Annotated in this window: 14 protein-coding genes; 7 read left to right on the forward strand and 7 right to left on the reverse strand. The window is 73.5% G+C overall.

Translation table 11 applies throughout. The features are described 5' to 3' along the window. Window positions 1-34: 34 nt before the first annotated feature. The 4 genes from N8J89_RS23560 to N8J89_RS23575 all read right to left on the reverse strand — a co-directional run bounded on the left by N8J89_RS23560 (window position 35) and on the right by N8J89_RS23575 (window position 3,092). Window positions 35-742, reverse strand: coding sequence for an SDR family NAD(P)-dependent oxidoreductase (locus N8J89_RS23560; protein ID WP_283659169.1), 708 nt, complete (start codon window positions 740-742; stop codon window positions 35-37). 9 nt (window positions 743-751) lie between these two features. Further along, window positions 752-1,861: an FAD-dependent oxidoreductase gene (locus tag N8J89_RS23565; protein ID WP_283659170.1), complete on the reverse strand. Its 1,110-nt coding sequence runs from the start codon at window positions 1,859-1,861 to the stop codon at window positions 752-754. Next, a complete protein-coding gene (locus N8J89_RS23570; protein ID WP_283659171.1) occupies window positions 1,858-2,520 on the reverse strand; it encodes a TetR/AcrR family transcriptional regulator in 663 nt (220 codons plus the stop codon). Before N8J89_RS23570 ends, N8J89_RS23565 begins: the two co-directional genes overlap by 4 nt. Window positions 2,521-2,609: 89 nt before the next feature. Next, window positions 2,610-3,092 (reverse strand): PaaI family thioesterase, encoded by a 483-nt coding sequence (locus N8J89_RS23575; protein WP_283659172.1) that lies wholly within the window; start codon window positions 3,090-3,092, stop codon window positions 2,610-2,612. A gap of 158 nt (window positions 3,093-3,250) precedes the next feature. Here N8J89_RS23575 and N8J89_RS23580 point away from each other — a divergent pair, with 158 nt between their 5' ends. The 5 genes from N8J89_RS23580 to N8J89_RS23600 all read left to right on the forward strand — a co-directional run bounded on the left by N8J89_RS23580 (window position 3,251) and on the right by N8J89_RS23600 (window position 9,205). After that, a complete protein-coding gene (locus N8J89_RS23580; protein ID WP_283659173.1) occupies window positions 3,251-5,926 on the forward strand; it encodes a DUF8189 domain-containing protein in 2,676 nt (891 codons plus the stop codon). A 92-nt stretch (window positions 5,927-6,018) separates the two neighbouring features. Continuing rightward, window positions 6,019-6,882, forward strand: a complete 864-nt coding sequence (locus N8J89_RS23585; protein ID WP_283659174.1) for an NAD(P)H-binding protein — start codon at window positions 6,019-6,021, stop codon at window positions 6,880-6,882. A 65-nt stretch (window positions 6,883-6,947) separates the two neighbouring features. Further along, window positions 6,948-7,826: a S1 family peptidase gene (locus tag N8J89_RS23590; RefSeq protein ID WP_283659175.1), complete on the forward strand. Its 879-nt coding sequence runs from the start codon at window positions 6,948-6,950 to the stop codon at window positions 7,824-7,826. Window positions 7,827-7,874: 48 nt separating this feature from the next. Beyond that, on the forward strand, window positions 7,875-8,852 hold the full coding sequence (locus N8J89_RS23595) for a hypothetical protein (protein WP_283659176.1): 978 nt from the start codon (window positions 7,875-7,877) through the stop codon (window positions 8,850-8,852). Then, window positions 8,846-9,205, forward strand: coding sequence for a GntR family transcriptional regulator (locus N8J89_RS23600; RefSeq protein WP_283659177.1), 360 nt, complete (start codon window positions 8,846-8,848; stop codon window positions 9,203-9,205). The genes N8J89_RS23595 and N8J89_RS23600 overlap by 7 nt, the downstream gene beginning before the upstream one ends. Here the strand turns inward: N8J89_RS23600 and N8J89_RS23605 are convergent. Then, window positions 9,202-11,280 (reverse strand): putative bifunctional diguanylate cyclase/phosphodiesterase, encoded by a 2,079-nt coding sequence (locus tag N8J89_RS23605; protein WP_283659178.1) that lies wholly within the window; start codon window positions 11,278-11,280, stop codon window positions 9,202-9,204. The two genes, N8J89_RS23600 and N8J89_RS23605, sit on opposite strands and share 4 nt — an antisense overlap. 57 nt (window positions 11,281-11,337) lie before the next feature. Beyond that, on the reverse strand, window positions 11,338-11,694 hold the full coding sequence (locus N8J89_RS23610; protein ID WP_283659179.1) for a hypothetical protein: 357 nt from the start codon (window positions 11,692-11,694) through the stop codon (window positions 11,338-11,340). A gap of 68 nt (window positions 11,695-11,762) precedes the next feature. On the opposite strand from N8J89_RS23610, the gene N8J89_RS23615 reads away from it, so the two are divergent. After that, window positions 11,763-12,548: a glycerophosphodiester phosphodiesterase family protein gene (locus N8J89_RS23615; RefSeq protein ID WP_283659180.1), complete on the forward strand. Its 786-nt coding sequence runs from the start codon at window positions 11,763-11,765 to the stop codon at window positions 12,546-12,548. Window position 12,549: 1 nt separating this feature from the next. Here the strand turns inward: N8J89_RS23615 and N8J89_RS23620 are convergent, their stop codons facing one another. Further along, window positions 12,550-13,176, reverse strand: coding sequence for a transglycosylase family protein (locus tag N8J89_RS23620; protein ID WP_283659181.1), 627 nt, complete (start codon window positions 13,174-13,176; stop codon window positions 12,550-12,552). 446 nt (window positions 13,177-13,622) lie between these two features. Here N8J89_RS23620 and N8J89_RS23625 point away from each other — a divergent pair, with 446 nt between their 5' ends. Beyond that, window positions 13,623-15,035: an MFS transporter gene (locus N8J89_RS23625; protein WP_283659182.1), complete on the forward strand. Its 1,413-nt coding sequence runs from the start codon at window positions 13,623-13,625 to the stop codon at window positions 15,033-15,035. The last annotated feature ends 15 nt before the right edge of the window (window positions 15,036-15,050 follow it).

Below are 15,050 nucleotides of genomic sequence, written 5' to 3' on the forward strand. Positions count from 1 at the left end.
CCCAGGTGAACACCGCCGAAACCACGATTACCGGCTAGTCCAGCACCGGGCCGGGCACCCCGGGCACCTCGCCCGCGACCCGCTGTCCGGCCTGCCGCACCACCGCGCCGTGCCACTCCGGCGGGGTCACCGTGAACCGGCCCTCGTCCATGGCGCGCAACGCCTCCGCCGCCACCTCCGACGGTGGCACGCCCTCGGCGGAGATGCCGGTGGCCACCAGCGCCGGGCAGAGCATGGTCACCCGCACCGGGGTGTCGGCCAGCGCCATGGCCGCGTGCGTGGCCAGCGCGGTGACCGCGTGCTTGGCCGGGCCGTAGGCGCCGCCGCCGGGGAAGACGGCCAGTCCGGCCAGTGAGGCGGTGATCAGCACCCGCGCGGGTTCGCCGGCGGCGAGCAGCCTGGGCACGAACGCGCGCAGGCCGTTGACCACCCCGGCCACGTTGACCGCGAACACCCGGTCCCAGTCCTCGGCAGGCACCTCCCACGGCGCGCCCAGGGACTGGCCGAGGATGCCCGCGTTGAGGCAGACCAGCCGCGCCTCGGGGGCCCGTTCGGCCAGTGCGGCCATGGCTCCGGGGTCGGCGACGTCGGCCGGGACCGCGGTGGCGCCCAGCCGGGCGGCGACCTCGGCCAGCGCGGTGTCGTCGATGTCGGTGAGGAGCAGCTGTTCGCCGCGGGCGTGCAGGGCTTCGGCCAGGGCGAGGCCGATGCCGCCCGCGGCTCCGGTGATGACGGCGGTCATCGGGCCAACCTAACGGGACCCCCAGGCCATCTGCTCGACCAGGCCGTGCGGGGCGTCGGCGCGGAAGCACAGCTCCAGGCTCGCCGCCGAGTCCTCGGCAGCGGCCGTGCCGCGCGGGAACAGCTCCGCCTCGTACTTGGCCAGCGCGGTCTCCACGTCACCGGGGCCGGCCGCCAGGGCCGCGCCGAGCTCGGCGGCGTCCAGCAGGGCGAGGTTCGCGCCTTCACCCGCGAACGGGGACATCAGGTGGGCGGCATCGCCGAGCAGGGTCACCCCGGGCACCCTTGGCCAGTCGTGGCCGACTGGGAGGGCGTGCACCGGGCGCGGCACCAGGGGTTCGCCGGCCTCGGCGATGAGGGCGTGGAACTCGCCGGACCAGTCCGCGAAGTCCGTCAGCAGCGCGGACTTCTCGGTGCTGACCCAGTCCACTGGGGTGCGCTGGGCGCAGTAGACGTGCAGGCTGCCGTCGGGGTTGCGGTGGGCCAGGAAGCCCTGGTCCTGGGCGAGGGCGAACATCATGCCGCCGCCGACCAGGGCCGCGCTGCCCGGGTGGCGGCGGTCCGCCTCGGGCAGGTGCAGCTCCACGAAGGAGATCCCGGTGTACGCCGGGACGGCGGCCGAGACCAGCGGGCGGACCCTGGACCAGGCGCCGTCCGCGCCGACCAGCAGGTCGGTGGTGACGCGGCCGCCGTCGGCGAAGATCACCTCGTGGCGGCCCTCGCCGAGCGCGCGGACCGTGGAAACCTTGGCGCCCCACCGGATCGTGCCCTCGGGCAGCGAGTCGAGCAGGATCTCGCGCAGCGCCCCGCGCGGAATCTCCGGGCGGCCGCCGCTGCCGTCGTCGGGCTCGTCCAGCAGCACGGTGCCGTGCCGGTCCAGGATGCGGGTGGCTTCACCGCCGGGGTGCACCGCGGCGCGGAAGGACTCGTACAGCCCGGCGGCGCGCAGGGCGGCCTGGCCGGACTCCTCGTGCAGGTCGAGCAGGCCGCCCTGGGTGCGGGCCCGCGGCGAGGCGTCCAGCTCGAAGACGGCTGCCTCGATGCCGTGCGTGTGCAGCACACGGGCGAGCAGCAGGCCGCCGAGTCCGGCGCCGATGATGGCGATGCGGTGGTGGGTCACGGGGTGTGCACCAATCCGTTGATCAGCAGCTGGAACCGCCAGGACAACCGCGCTTCCGGTGTGCCGCCGAGCAGGTCCGCGCCGGCCTCGGCGATGCGCGGATGCGTCTCGGGCGAGGCGTTCTGGATCGCCGCGGACAACGCAGCCCAGTCGGCCGGGTCCTCGGCGGCCGGATCGCTGTGCTCGGCCGCGGTCGCGGTGGCCACCTGGAGCAGCAGGTCCACGCCCCAGGCCGCGGTCCCGGCCGGGACATCGCCCTCGGCGAGCAGCGCCAGCAGGGTCTCCACCAGGTTCAGGTAGTTGACCCCGGACGGGCGGGCCACCAGTGCGGACTGGGCCAGGCCCGGGTAGGCGAAGAGCAGCTCGGTGTAGGAGGTGAGCACCCGCTCCAGGCGCTGCCGCCAGTCCCCCCGTGGGCTCAGCTCCACCGTGCCGAGCAGCTCGTCCAGGATCGCGGCGTGCAGCTCGGCGGTGTTGCGGACGTAGACGTAGAGCGAGGCCGCGCCGGTGTCCAGCTCCTGGGCCAGGCGGCGCATGGTCAGCCGGGACAGGCCTTCGGCGCGCAGCACGCGCACCGCGGCGGCGGTGATCGAGGCCCGGGTCAGGGCCGGTTTGGCCGGGCGTTCGCGGCGGCTGCGGGGCTCGCTGGCTGGTGGCATGGCACCACTGTAGCGAACATGTTCGTCACGAACACGTTCGCTCCGCGCCTACGCGGAGTCCTTCGCCCGCCGCAGCCGGGGGAACCAGGTCAGCTCGACGGCTGGCCGTTGCCGTCGTAGCTCAGGTTCGGGGTGAAGCTGCCGCTGGCGCGGGCCACCCGGCGGCCCTGGGCGTCGGTGATCTCGGCGTCGGCCAGCATCCGGCGCTGGCCGGGGTGCACCACCACACCGGTGGCCACGTACTCCGCCCCGGCCAGCACCGGCCGCAGGTAGTCGATGTGCAGGCTCATGGTCAGCATCGGCCGGTACCGGTCGGCCAGCGTCACGCAGGCCATCGCGCCCGCGTCGTCCAGCACCATCGCCAGGTAGCCACCGTGCACCTGACCAGCGGAGTTGCACGCCTCCTCGGAGGGCTTCCAGCGCAGCGAGACCCGGCCGCGCACCACCTCGCGCAGGCTCAGTCCGATCGGCTCCGCGTGCCGGGGCATCCGCGCCCGCCCGTCGGCCATCGCCACCAGCATCTGCTCGCCGGTCAGCTGCGCCCACAGCGTGCCGAACTCGTTGTCCCCCATCGGGCCACCCCTTCACTTCACACGATCATGACACGGTAAGCCCTGGGTCACGGAGAGCGATGACCGGGTGCCCCCTGGTCTGCCCGCTTGGTCCTTGTCCGCACCTGGCAACCGCGACAGGGTGCACGCGGGGAGGACTGACGAGGGGGATCGTCTGCATGGACACGTTCCAGAACTGGACCCAGAACATCGAGGCGCCGGTGGCCGAGTTCGCCACGCCCAAGACCCTGGCCGAGCTGTGCCAGGTGGTGCGGGAGGCGGAGGCGGCCGGGCTGCCGGTGCACGCGGTCGGCTCGGCCTGGGCCTACTCCGCGCCCGCGCACTGCGAGGGGGTGGTGGTGCGCACCGAGGCGCTGTCCGGGTTCCCGGCGGCGCTGCAAGCCGCGATCGGCGAGGCTGATGCCGGGGGCAGGCTGCTGCTGGCGGTCGGCGGCGGCATCACCATCCGCAACCTGTCGCTGGCCCTGGACGGCAAGCCTCGGCCGGACGGCAGGTCGGGACCACCGGCCGAGCTGCTGCGCGGGCGGCGCTGGACCCTGCCCACGCTGGGCGGTTCGGGCGGGCAGAGCCTGGCCGGGGCGGTGGGCACCGGCACACACGGCGGTGACGCGGCCCGCCCGCCCATCGGCGACTACCTGCACGCGCTGCTGCTGGTCGGCTCCGGCGGGCAGGTCACGCTGGTGCAGCGGACCGCCGTGGTGGAGGTCAACCTGTTGCGGGACAAGCTGATCGCCGGGGGTGAGCTGCCCGAGGGCACTCCGGTGCGGGAGCTGCGGGGTGACGCGGCGCTGGACGCGGCGGTGTTGTCGCTCGGCCGGTTCGGGGTGGTGCACAGCGTGGTGCTGGAGGTGCACGACGAGACCGAGGTGGCGCTGGTGGAGCACCGGCGGGCCGGCACCTGGCGGGCGCTGGCTCCTCAGCTGGCCGCCGAGGTCGACCGGGCGGTGGCCGGGGACGAGTACCTGGAGGTGCTGATCAACCCGGTCACCCAGGGCGACGGCGACCGGAAATGCCTGCTGAGCACCCGGAAGTCCCTGCCGCGCACCGAACTCCCGGTGGCCGGGCGGGCTTTTGGGCTCGGCGACCAGGCCAGCACACCGGTCATGGACGAGCGGGCCAGGGCGAGTCTGCCGCCGGAGCTGGGACAGGCGTTGTGCGCCAAGGAACTCCCCCAGCCGCTGGCCGAGGTGGCCAAGGCGATGGGGCTCTCGCTCGATCGCAGGCTCGGTGACGTGCTCGCCGACCTGCTGAACCTGACCACCACGATCGGCCTGCCGCACCTGGTGGAGCTGGCCACCTCGGCGGTGACCGACTCGGTCAAACCGGCCAGGCGGCCCTCGGACAACCAGCCCTGGCTGGTGCACGGCACCCGCTGGGAGGTCGGCGACTTCTTCGACTACAACGCCGACTGCTACCGGATGGACTTCGCCGAGCTGTTCTTCCCGGCCGACGCCGACCTGACCGCCAGGGTGGACGGGGTGCTCGGCGTGTTCGAAACCCTGCGCGCGCAAGGGATCGCGCTCGGCGGCTACGTCTCGCTGCGGTTCCTGCGCGGCAGCCGCGCGCTGCTGGCCCCCGCCCCGTTCGAGCGGTCCTGCGCGATCGAGGTGGCCATGCTGCGCGGCCTGGTCGGCAACCGCAAGGCGCTGACCCTGTTGCACGAGCTGGCCGTGCGGCACGGCGGCCGCCTGCACTGGGGCCAGCTCAACGAGCTCGACTCCGCGGGCACGACCCAGCACTTCGGCCCCGCACTCACCGACTGGCGACGGGAACTCACTGCCACCGAAGGAGATTCCACCACCTTCAGCACCCCCTTCACCCGCCTGCGCGGCCTGGAGACCAACCGCCCGGCCGACTGGACACTGTGGACAGACGGCGGCATCCGCGCCGGCGGTCCCCCTGCCCTGGCCGGGAACCAGGTGTTCGTGACCGACTCGGCGCGGATCGTGCACACCACCACCGCGATCGGCGGCGACTGGCGGCCGGTCCGGCCCGAACCGGTGGGCGCCGGGGCCAGGGTGGTGGTGCTGCCCTCGGCGCGGCGGCTGGAGCTGCTGGTCGCGGACGCCACCGGCCGGGTGCTGCGCAGCCGCCAGCAGGACGACGGCGGCTTCCCGCGCTGGGAAAGCCTTGCCGGGGAAGGCATTGACGGCGATCCGGCGGGCGCGGCGCACGCCGACGGCAGGCTGGAGCTGTTCGCCCGCGGCGACTTCCCGCGCCAGCGCAAGCTGATGCAGGCCTGGGCGCACTGGCCGGCCGGGCCGTGGTCCGGGCTGATGGGGGTGGACTCCGGCAGGCTGGGCGGCCCGCCGAGCGTGTGCGGGCGCAGCTTCAACGGCAGCGACCAGCTGGTGGTGGTCGCCGCCGGGTCCACCGGCTATGTGCGGTGGAGCGCGCAGACCGGTCCCGGCGGCGCCAGCGGCTGGACCCGCTGGCAGGAGCTGGGCAACCAGCCCGGCAGCCATCCGCTGGCCTTCCGCGGCCCGGACGGCGTGGTGCGGGTGGTGGTGGCCGACCCGGCGGGCCGGGTGTTCGAGGCGATCGAGCTGACCGGCGAGCTGGCGGTGCGCTGGCAACCCTGGCGCGCGCTGCCCGCCGGTCCGCGCCTGGACCCGACCACCGGCCTGACCGGCGCTGGTTCCTGGCTGCTCGGCCTTGGCCGGGACGGCCGCCTGCTCGGCACTCACCTCGACCAGGACGGCTGGTCGGCCTGGCAGGACCTGGGCGGCGCGCTGACCGGCCCCCTCGCGGCCAGTGCCGGCACCGACGGCGTGCTGGTGACCGGGGTCCGCCGCGGCGACGGGCGGCTGGTGTACCGCAGGCTGCATCCCTGACCGGGCAGGCACATCAATGTGCCTACTTACCGGTTGAGCGCGCGGCTGGTTCGCTCTCGGTGATCGTTCACCGCACCGAGAGGGAACCAGCCATGCACGTCGTCACCGGCGCGTCCGGCCAGCTGGGCCGCCGCATCGTCACCCACCTCCGCGAGCACGTGGACGCGGCCAAGATCATCGCGTTGTCCCGCACCCCGGAACAGCTCGACGGCCTCGGCGTCCGGGCGCACCACGGCGATCTGGACCAGCCGGAGTCGCTGCTGCCGCACTTCGACGGCGCCGAGCGGGTGCTGGTGGTGGCCACCTCCGCGGTCGGCCGCCGCACCGCCCAGCACGCCAACGCGATCAAGGCCGCCCAGCAGGCCGGCGTCGGCGGCTTCCTCTACACCTCGATGATCCGCGCGGGCGATCCCGGCAACACCAGCCCGATCCTGTTCGAGCACCGCGAGACCGAGCAGCTGCTGCTCGACTCCGGGCTGCCGTTCACCTTGCTGCGCAACGGGGTCTACATGGACATGCTGCAACTCCTGCTGCCGCTGCGCGAAGCGGTGGAGACCGGCGTGCTGCCCGGCAAGCTCGGCTCCGGCCGCGTCGCCTACGTCACCCGCGACGACCTGGCCGCCGCCAGCGCCGCCGTGCTGGCCACCGGCGGTCACGACGGCCAGATCCTGGACCTCACCGGCCCGCAGGCCCTGGACCACGCGGGCATCGCCGCCGCACTGGCCGAGGCCAGCGGCCGACCGGTCCGGCACGACCCGGCGGCCGAGGAGCCGGTGGAGTCCTTCCTGGCCCGGCTGCCCGAGGCGGCGCGGGCGAACCCGGAGGCCATGCGGTCCGGGGAGATGTTCTGGCACAGCACGGAAGCGGGCTGGCTGGACGTGCTCACCCACCACGTCCCCCGCCTCACCGGCCGCCCCGGCACCACGCTCGCGGAGTTCTTGCGGGGCGTGCTCTGACCCGGAGTTCTGCCACTTGGCCCATTGACCGGGCGGCCCAACGCACGAGTCGATAGCCTCCGCCGATGTCCGAAAAGAAGCCTCGCCGCCGCCGGTGGTGGATCTTGGGCCCGGTGCTCGTCCTGCTGGCCCCGATCGTGCTCTACGCCCCGTTCCTGGTCTGGGAGTACACCCGCCCGCAGCCCGATCCGGTGCCCGGCAGCGGCCAGGTGTCCACCGCCGCCGCGCCCTGGGTCGTGGTCATCGGCAACCCGAAGACCTACGCCGACTCCCCCAGCAACAAGCTGTGCGTCGGCACCCTGGTCGCGCCCAAGGCGGTGGTCACCGCCGCCCACTGCCTCGGCTCCGAACCGGCCGACCTGACCATCACCGTCGGCCGGGACGACCTGCGCGGCAACAGCGGCAAGGTGGTGCGGGTGGCCGCGACCTGGCGCGACCCCGGCTACGCCAAGGGAATCGCCGAGGAGTCCTTCGCCGGCGGCATGTTCGGCCAGGTCCGGCTGGCCTCGGCGGACATCGGCCTGATCACCCTGGCCGAACCCGTGGACACCCCGGCCCTCCCGCTCGCCGACAGCCCGGCGGGCGGGTCGGCCGCCACCGTCTACGGCTGGCGCATGTCCCCAGACGACCAACCGCTGCTCTGGCAAGCGCCTACCACGGTGGCCGAGGACGCCGAGTGCGTGCGCCGGGCCGCTGACAGCGTCCGCTTCATCCCGCCCCGCTGGCACGGCGTCAGCTACGAACAGGCCGCCTACCTGTGCGTGGGCGCGGAGCGCGCGATCCGCCTGCGCGCCACCGACAGCGGCTCGCCCGTGGTGGTCGGCGGCAAGCTCGCGGGCGTGGCCTCCTGGTCGGGCAGCGTCGATCCCGCGGCCCCGGACTACTACACCCGGGTGGCGCACTACCAGTCGCAGCTGCGCACCCTCATCGACGCGATCCGCTGACGACAAACTCCACCTTGTTATAGTCTAATGCGAACAAGGGGAGGCGCGATGACGGACCAGACGGGCCGCGTCAGACGCGGCTGGCGACTGGCACTGGTGGTGTTTCTGCAGGTGGTGGCGGCCGGACTGCCCGCGCTGCTGGTCGCGGCCTACCGGGACCGGCTGCCGGAGCGGGCTTGGGTGCAGGGCTGGGCCAGGATCTGGCCGGAGCACGCGCAGCTGGCCCCCGGCTGGGACCGGTGGGCGGCGGGCTACCTGGGCTGCCTGGCAATGGCCGCGATCCTGCTCGCCTGCTTCGCCCGGTACTGGCGCTGGGCCGGGCCGCAGCGCCTGGTCGTGGCCGCGAGCTGGGCGGTGGCCACGCAGGTGGCCAGTAGCGCGGCACTGGTGCTCGCCTCGGTGCTGACCGCCGCGCCCGAGATCAGGCCAACGCCCGGCTGGGTCAACCTGGTCAGCCTGCTGCTGGCCCCGCTGGGCGGCCTGATCGGCTGGTTGCTGGCCTCCCCGCTGCCGCGCCCGGCCCCGGCCGCCGCCGCGCCACCACCGCACGTCGAGCGCCGGCAGCTGACCGGGACCGAGCAGGCCATGTTCAGCACCACGCTGTGGTCGGCGCGGCAGCTGGCCGGGGGCGGTCTGCTCGTCGCGGCCGGTGTCCTGCCGCTGCTCGCGCACTGGCCGGACCCGACCCTGGCCCTGCCGCTGCCGGTGCTCGGCCTGCTGCTCTCCTTGCAGGCCAAGGCAAAGCTGCGCGTCGACGGCGACGGGATCACCCTGGCGTTCCCGCTGCTGGGCGGAATGCGCCAGCACGTCGGCTACCGGGAGATCCGCTTCGCCGAGGTCGCCGGGCGGCGGGTGAGCTGGTCCGGCCGGGTGGACAACCCGCGCGCCTGGGGCTTCCTCACCCGCAGCGGCCCGGCCCTGGTCGCGCACCTGGCCGACGGGCGGGAGCTCGTGGCCTCGCCGCGCGATCCGGCGGTGGCGGTGGCGCTGGTCAACGGTCAGCTGGACCGGGCCCGCGCGTGCTGATCTCGGTGGACCCGTCCTCGGCCGTGTCACTGGCCGACCAGGTCTCCGCCTCGGTGCGGCGGGGCCTGGCCGAGGGCGTCATCCGGGCGGGCGACCGGCTGCCGGCCGCGCGCGAGGTGGCCGCCGCGCTGGGCATCAACCTGCACACCGTGCTGCGCGGCTACCAGCAGCTCCGCGAGGAGGGCCTGGTCGAGCTGCGGCGTGGCCGCGGCGCGGTGGTCACCGCCAACGCCGGACCGGGCCGGGCCCAGCTGGTCGAGCAGGTCCGCGCCCTGGTGGCGGCCAGCCGCGCGCAGGGACTCAGCGACCAGGAGACCCTGGAGCTCATCCGCTCGGTCCAGGCTTCGGGCTAGGGCTGCACCGCGGGCTGCTCCGGCGTCTCGGCCGGCATCGGCAGTGCGCGGCGGATGCCGTTCTGCTGCTCCTTGCGCTCGGCCAGCACCACCGGCAGCGGTCGTGGCCGCCCCAGGTGGAAGCCCTGCGCGACCCGCACGCCGAGCCTGGTCAGCGCCTCGACCTGGGTCGGGCGTTCCACCCACTCGGCCACCGCGGACAGGCCCAGGCCGCGGGCGATCTCCATGATGCCGGTGACCAGCACGCCGTCCCTGCTGCCGGTGTCGATGCCGCGGACGAACTCGCCGTCGATCTTCAACCCGGTGATCGGCAGGTGCTTGAGGTGCACGAACGAGCCGAAACCGGAGCCGAAGTCGTCCAGGGTGATCCGGCAGCCGATGGCGCGCAGCTGCTCGGCCAGGTGCCGGGCCGCGTCCAGGTTGGTCACCGCGGCGGTCTCGGTGATCTCCAGGCCCAGCCGGCCGGGGGCCACGCCCGCGCTGGCCAGGCGGTCCAGCACGAAGGCGGCGAAGTCCTCGTCCTCGAGGGTGCGGCCGGAGACGTTGACGTTGAACCGCAGCATCGGGTCCGGGTTGCGCACCAGCTGGTCGATGGCCTCGCCCAGCACCCAGCGGTCGATGTCGTGCACCAGGTTGCTGCGCTCGGCCGCGGGCAGGAACTCCGCCGGTCCGGGCGTGGGCTGGTGCCCGTCCTCCAGGCGCAGCAGCAGCTCGTAGCCGACCGTGCGGGAGGTGCGCAGGTTGACCATCGGCATGGCGTGCAGCGCGAAACCGCCGCGTTCGAGGGCCCGGCGCAGCCGGTCCAGCACCGAGACCCGCTTGGCGGTGTCGGCGTAGTGCGCGGGGTCGTAGACGGTGACCCGGTTGCGGCCGTTGCCCTTGGAGGCGTACAGCGCCAGGTCGGCGTTGGCCAGCACCGCCTCCCAGCCACCGGCCGGGTCGAACTTGGCCACGCCGGTGCTGGCGGTCATCCTGGTCGCCGCGCCACCGGCCACAACGGACAGTGCGGCCACCGCGGCACCCAGGCGCTCGGCGATCTCCACCGCCTCCTCGGTGGCCACTCCCGGCAGCACCACGGCGAACTCGTCGCCGCCGAGCCGCCCGAGCAGCTGACCGGGCCGCAGCTTCTCCCGCAGCGCCGCGCCCAGGGTGCGCATCACGCGGTCGCCGACGGCGTGCCCGCGCAGGTCGTTCACATCCTTGAAGTTGTCCAGGTCCAGCAACAGCAGCGTGCCGTCCGCGCCGGAGGCCAGCTGGCGCTCCAGCTCGCGGGTCAGCGCGCGCCGGTTGGGCAGGCCGGTCAACGGGTCCTCATCGGCCATCCGCAGCAGCTCGCTGTGCAGCTGTCGGGACTGGGTGACATCCCGCGCGGTGCCCAGCATCCGCTCCGGCGCGCCCGCGGCGTCGCAGATGACCTCGCCGAAGCACTCGAAGATCCGCTCGTCGCCGTTGTCAGCGCGGCAGATCCGGTGCGTGTAGGAGAACTTCTCGCCGGTGGTCAGCGACTGCTGGATGGCCCGGTCGACCAGCGGCCGGTCCTCCGGCGGCACCAGGGCCAGGTAGCCGGCGTAGGTCAGCGCGGCGCCCGGCTCGTAGCCGAGCATCTCCAGCAGCGCCTCCGACCACAGCACCCGGTCGTCGTTGACGAACCACTCCCAGTTGCCCATCTGCCCGAGCACCTGGGCCCGGTGCAGCGCCTGGGCCTGGTGCACGGCCTGCAGCTCGCGGTCGCGCCACTGGGTGATGTCGGCGGCCCGGTAGAGCAGCTCGCGGCCGGACTCCAGCATGGTGCAGGTGATCTCCAGCCAGGTCGGCGGCTCACCGGTGGAGTTGGGGGCCAGCACGGGCTCGCCGCCGGAGGGGCCGTCGGGCACGCCGGGCAGCAGCGCGGGCAGCGACCGGCCCAGCGCCTGCGCCTCCGGCACCCGCAGCAGGGTCGCGAAGGCCGGGTTCAGCCACCGGAGCCTGCCTGCGAGGTCGGTGACGGCCACGCCGAAGTCGACGGTGCGCAACACCGCCTCCGCGCCGACCTCGTCCGTCACCTGCGCCTCCTTGCCGCCGGGCGCCATCGTCATCTCCCTGTGCACGTGCGGGCAAGAGCCCTCTTCCGGGCTCCGAGCTCTGGTTGACGACTATCGCAGTCGTTCCAAACCTCGGGCAGAGTCAACCAGACCCGCCGCCATCCGTCGCAACTCGCTGAGCTCCGCGCCGTCCTCGGCCGCGGTCATGACGTCCTCGGCCGCGCAGCGTAGCTGGAAAAGCCGGTCCTGGAGATCGGCGAGCTCGGCCGCGGAGAGCACCACGGCGTCCTCCGGCAGCCCGCCCCGCTGCACCTGGGCCCGCCGCTCGTAGGCGCGCTGCCGGCAGGGCTGGGCGCAGTAGCGGCGAGGTCTGCCGATCCGGCCGGAGTCGGGTAACGGGCGCCCGCACCACGCGCAATGCCGAACCTCGTGCCTGCGCGTCAGCGGCACCCCGGAGACCACCTCCATGGGTGCTGACGCTAGCCGGACCCGGGCTGCTCTCCCACCCGCCACGCCGCCGGTGCACACTCACACAGGTGCAGGCACATCCTCACCCCTACCTCGACGGCCCGTTCCCGCGCGCGTTCGCCCACCGGGGCTGGCACCTGGACGAGCTGGCGGACATGGAGAACTCGCTGAGCGGCTTCCGGCGGGCCGTGAAAGAAGGGTTCAGTTACCTGGAGACCGACGTGCACGCGACCAGCGACGGCGTGGTCGTGGTGCACCACGACGACCTGCTGGACCGCACCACCGACGGCGCAGGCGCGGTCGCCGACCAGCTCTGGGCGCAGGTGAAGCTGGCCAAGGTCGCCGGGATCGAGCCGATCGCCCGGCTGGAGGACCTCCTGGAAGAGCTGCCGGAGGCCTTCCTCAACATCGACGTCAAGTCCGACTCCGCGGTCGGCCCGGTGCTGCGCCTGCTGCAACGCACCGGCGCCTGGGACCGGGTCTGCCTGGCCTCCTTCTCCGAACGGCGGCTGGCCCGGCTGCGCAGGCTGGCCGGGCCCCGCCTGATGACCGCGCTGGGCCCGCGCTCGGTGGGCGCGCTGTGGGCAGGCGGCCGGTTCCGCCCGCTGGCCCTGCGCGGGGCGGTCCGGGGCCACCTGGCGCAGGTCCCGTCCAGGGCCGGGCGGCTGACCGTGGTGGACCGCCGGTTCGTCGCCGCGGCGCACCGGATGGGCATCGAGGTGCACGTGTGGACCATCGACACCGCCGAGGAGATGATCGCGCTGCTGGACGCGGGCGTGGACGGCATCGTCACCGACCGCCCCGACCTGCTCCGCGAGGTGCTGCGCGCCCGCGCCCTGTGGCCGGCCGGCTGAGTCACCTCGGCGGCTTGCCGGTCCAGGCCGCGGTCCAGGTCTTCGGCCCGAGCAGGCCGGAGTCCCTGATGCCGTTGGCCCGTTGCAGGTCGAGCACGGCGGTGCGGGTCTTGTCGTGGTAGCAGCCGGTGCCGGTGAACCCGTAGCCGTAGGCGTTCATCCGCAGCTGCCAGGTCCGCAGCGCCTCGTGGCAGTCCCCCGGCCCGAACACCCGCCCTGGCCAGGCCGGGATCGTGGCCCCGCTGATGTAGGCGGCCTCGCCGTAGTCGGGCACCCGCCTGCTGCGCGCGTCCCGATCGGCGCGCAGCCCGAGCTTGCCCGCGCACTGCCACGGCTGCCAGCCCCGCATCCGGTACAGGTAGAGCGCCCGGAAGTCCTGCTCGGCCGGACTGGCCTGGTGCGGCAGCCCGGCGCCGCCGACGCTGCGCCAGGTGGGCAGGTCGAACTGGTAGGCGCCGTAGTAGCCGTTGCCGGTGTCGGCGTGGTAGCGGTCGGTGGACTCGCACATCCGCAACCGCTGCCAGTCCACTGTGGACGGATCGGCCGCCGCGACCCCGCCGAAGGCGACCACGGCAGCGCTCGCGGCGAACAGCACGGCCACCGCCCGAACGAGTCGTGCTCTGTCCATAGTGGACACAGTAGGACCAGGTCCCACCCGTCACAACCGCACCACACGTCACAGTTCGACGCCGCACGGCAAGCTCACCAGCGTGCGAGAGCCCCTGGCGGAGTTGCTGCGCGGGCTCGGCGGTTCCCAGGCGCCAGTACCGCCCCCGACGGCTGCCCGTTCGACCACTCCCCGGCTGGCGGCCGACCGCCCGGCTGGCGCTGACCCACCTCGGCCGGGCCCTCTCCCCTGCCGACGCGGTGGCCCGCGCCGCGACCCGGTACGACGGGCCGGTGGCCTACGCCGAGCCGGGTCGCGGATCACGGTCTGAGGTGATCCACAGTGACGATCTGGGTGGAAATACCTGACTTCGTCACGACTCGCTCGCGGGCACGCCGGATCGATGTCCACGGCCAGTACAGTCCCCCCACTGCGCGGGTCCAGCACCCCGCGCCGGGAGGTCGGGGATGAGTGGAGCGGACACTGTGCACACCGCGGTCGGCACGCCGGAGGACCGGCGGCGGATACAGCGCGGATGGTGTTGGTACGACTGGGCGAACTCGGTCTTCCCGACCTCCGTGGTCACCGTCTTCCTCTCGCTGTACCTGACCTCGATCGCGCGCGCCGCGGCCGAGGCGGACACCGCGCTCAACGGGCCCGCGCCGTGTGCCGGCGACAACACGCTGGTGCAGTGCGATGTGACCTTCCTCGGCCTGCAGTTCCCGGCCGGGTCGCTGTGGGGCTACCTGCTCTCCTTCGCCACCGTGATCCAGGTGCTGGTGCTGCCGGTGGCGGGGGCGATCGCCGACCGCAGCGCGAACAAGCGGCGGATGCTGGCCGGGTTCGCCTTCACCGGCGCGGTGGCCACCTGCCTGCTCGCGCTGGTGGAGGGGCAGAACTGGCAGATCGGGGTGTTGCTGTTCACCATCGGCAACATCTGCTGGGGCACCTCGGTGGTGATCTACTACGCGTTCATCCCGGAGATCTCCACCGCTGACGAGCGGGACGCGCTGTCCTCGCGCGGCTGGGCCTTCGGCTACCTCGGCGGCGGGGTGTGCCTGGCCTTGCAGCTGGCGCTGTTCCAGGGGCACGAGCTGCTGGGGCTGGCGCAGAGCGAGGCGGTGCGGGCCTGCTTCATCCTGACCGGGATCTGGTGGGCCGTGTTCACCCTGGTGCCGCTGCGGGTGCTGCGGGACCGGCCGCGGCAGGAGCGGACCGACCTGGGCGGCGGCAAGATCACCGGCGGCTTCCGCGAGCTGGGCGACACCATGCGCTACGCGCGGAAGTTCCCGCTCACGCTGGCCTTCCTCGGCTCCTACCTGATCTTCACCGACGGCATCTCCACGGTGGCCAACGTGGCTGGTCAGTACGGCAGCCTCGAGCTGAAGCTGCCGCAGTCCACGCTGATCACCGCGATCCTGATGACCCAGTTCGTGGCCTTCATCGGCGGCGTGCTGCACGGGCAGGTGGCCAGGCGCATCGGGGCGAAGAAGACCATCCTGGGCAGCCTGGTGGTGTGGCTGGTCATGCTCGTGCTGGCCTACTTCGTGCAGGCCGGGCAGGAGTTGCAGTTCTTCGGCATCGCCGCGGGCATCGGCCTGGTGCTCGGCGGCACCAACGCGCTGGCCCGCTCGCTGTTCAGCCAGATGGTCCCGGCGGGCAAGGAGGGCCAGTACTTCGCCGTCTACGAGATCGGCGAGCGCTCCACCTCCTGGCTCGGCCCGCTGGTCTACGCCGGGATCGGCCAGGCCACCGGCTCGTTCCGGCTGGCCATCCTGAGCATGATGATCTTTTTCATCGCCGGTTTCATCCTGGTCTGGCTGGTTCCCGTGCGGCGCGCGATCCGCGCTGTGGGCAACTCGGAACCGGCGGTGCTGTGATCAACAACGGCTTCC

This window comes from Crossiella sp. CA-258035 (assembly GCF_030064675.1).
In the GTDB taxonomy this organism is placed as follows: domain Bacteria; phylum Actinomycetota; class Actinomycetes; order Mycobacteriales; family Pseudonocardiaceae; genus Crossiella.

Bases quoted from the DNA above. Each gene is read 5' to 3' on its own strand.
- N8J89_RS23595 (WP_283659176.1), top strand. From the start codon at position 7,875: ATGACGGACCAGACGGGCCGCGTCAGACGCGGCTGGCGACTGGCACTG.
- N8J89_RS23605 (WP_283659178.1), bottom strand. From the start codon at position 11,280: ATGACGATGGCGCCCGGCGGCAAGGAGGCGCAGGTGACGGACGAGGTC.
- N8J89_RS23560 (WP_283659169.1), bottom strand. From the start codon at position 742: ATGACCGCCGTCATCACCGGAGCCGCGGGCGGCATCGGCCTCGCCCTG.
- N8J89_RS23575 (WP_283659172.1), bottom strand. From the start codon at position 3,092: ATGGGGGACAACGAGTTCGGCACGCTGTGGGCGCAGCTGACCGGCGAG.
- N8J89_RS23570 (WP_283659171.1), bottom strand. From the start codon at position 2,520: ATGCCACCAGCCAGCGAGCCCCGCAGCCGCCGCGAACGCCCGGCCAAA.
- N8J89_RS23585 (WP_283659174.1), top strand. From the start codon at position 6,019: ATGCACGTCGTCACCGGCGCGTCCGGCCAGCTGGGCCGCCGCATCGTC.
- N8J89_RS23625 (WP_283659182.1), top strand. From the start codon at position 13,623: ATGAGTGGAGCGGACACTGTGCACACCGCGGTCGGCACGCCGGAGGAC.
- N8J89_RS23590 (WP_283659175.1), top strand. From the start codon at position 6,948: ATGTCCGAAAAGAAGCCTCGCCGCCGCCGGTGGTGGATCTTGGGCCCG.
- N8J89_RS23610 (WP_283659179.1), bottom strand. From the start codon at position 11,694: ATGGAGGTGGTCTCCGGGGTGCCGCTGACGCGCAGGCACGAGGTTCGG.
- N8J89_RS23620 (WP_283659181.1), bottom strand. From the start codon at position 13,176: ATGGACAGAGCACGACTCGTTCGGGCGGTGGCCGTGCTGTTCGCCGCG.
- N8J89_RS23580 (WP_283659173.1), top strand. From the start codon at position 3,251: ATGGACACGTTCCAGAACTGGACCCAGAACATCGAGGCGCCGGTGGCC.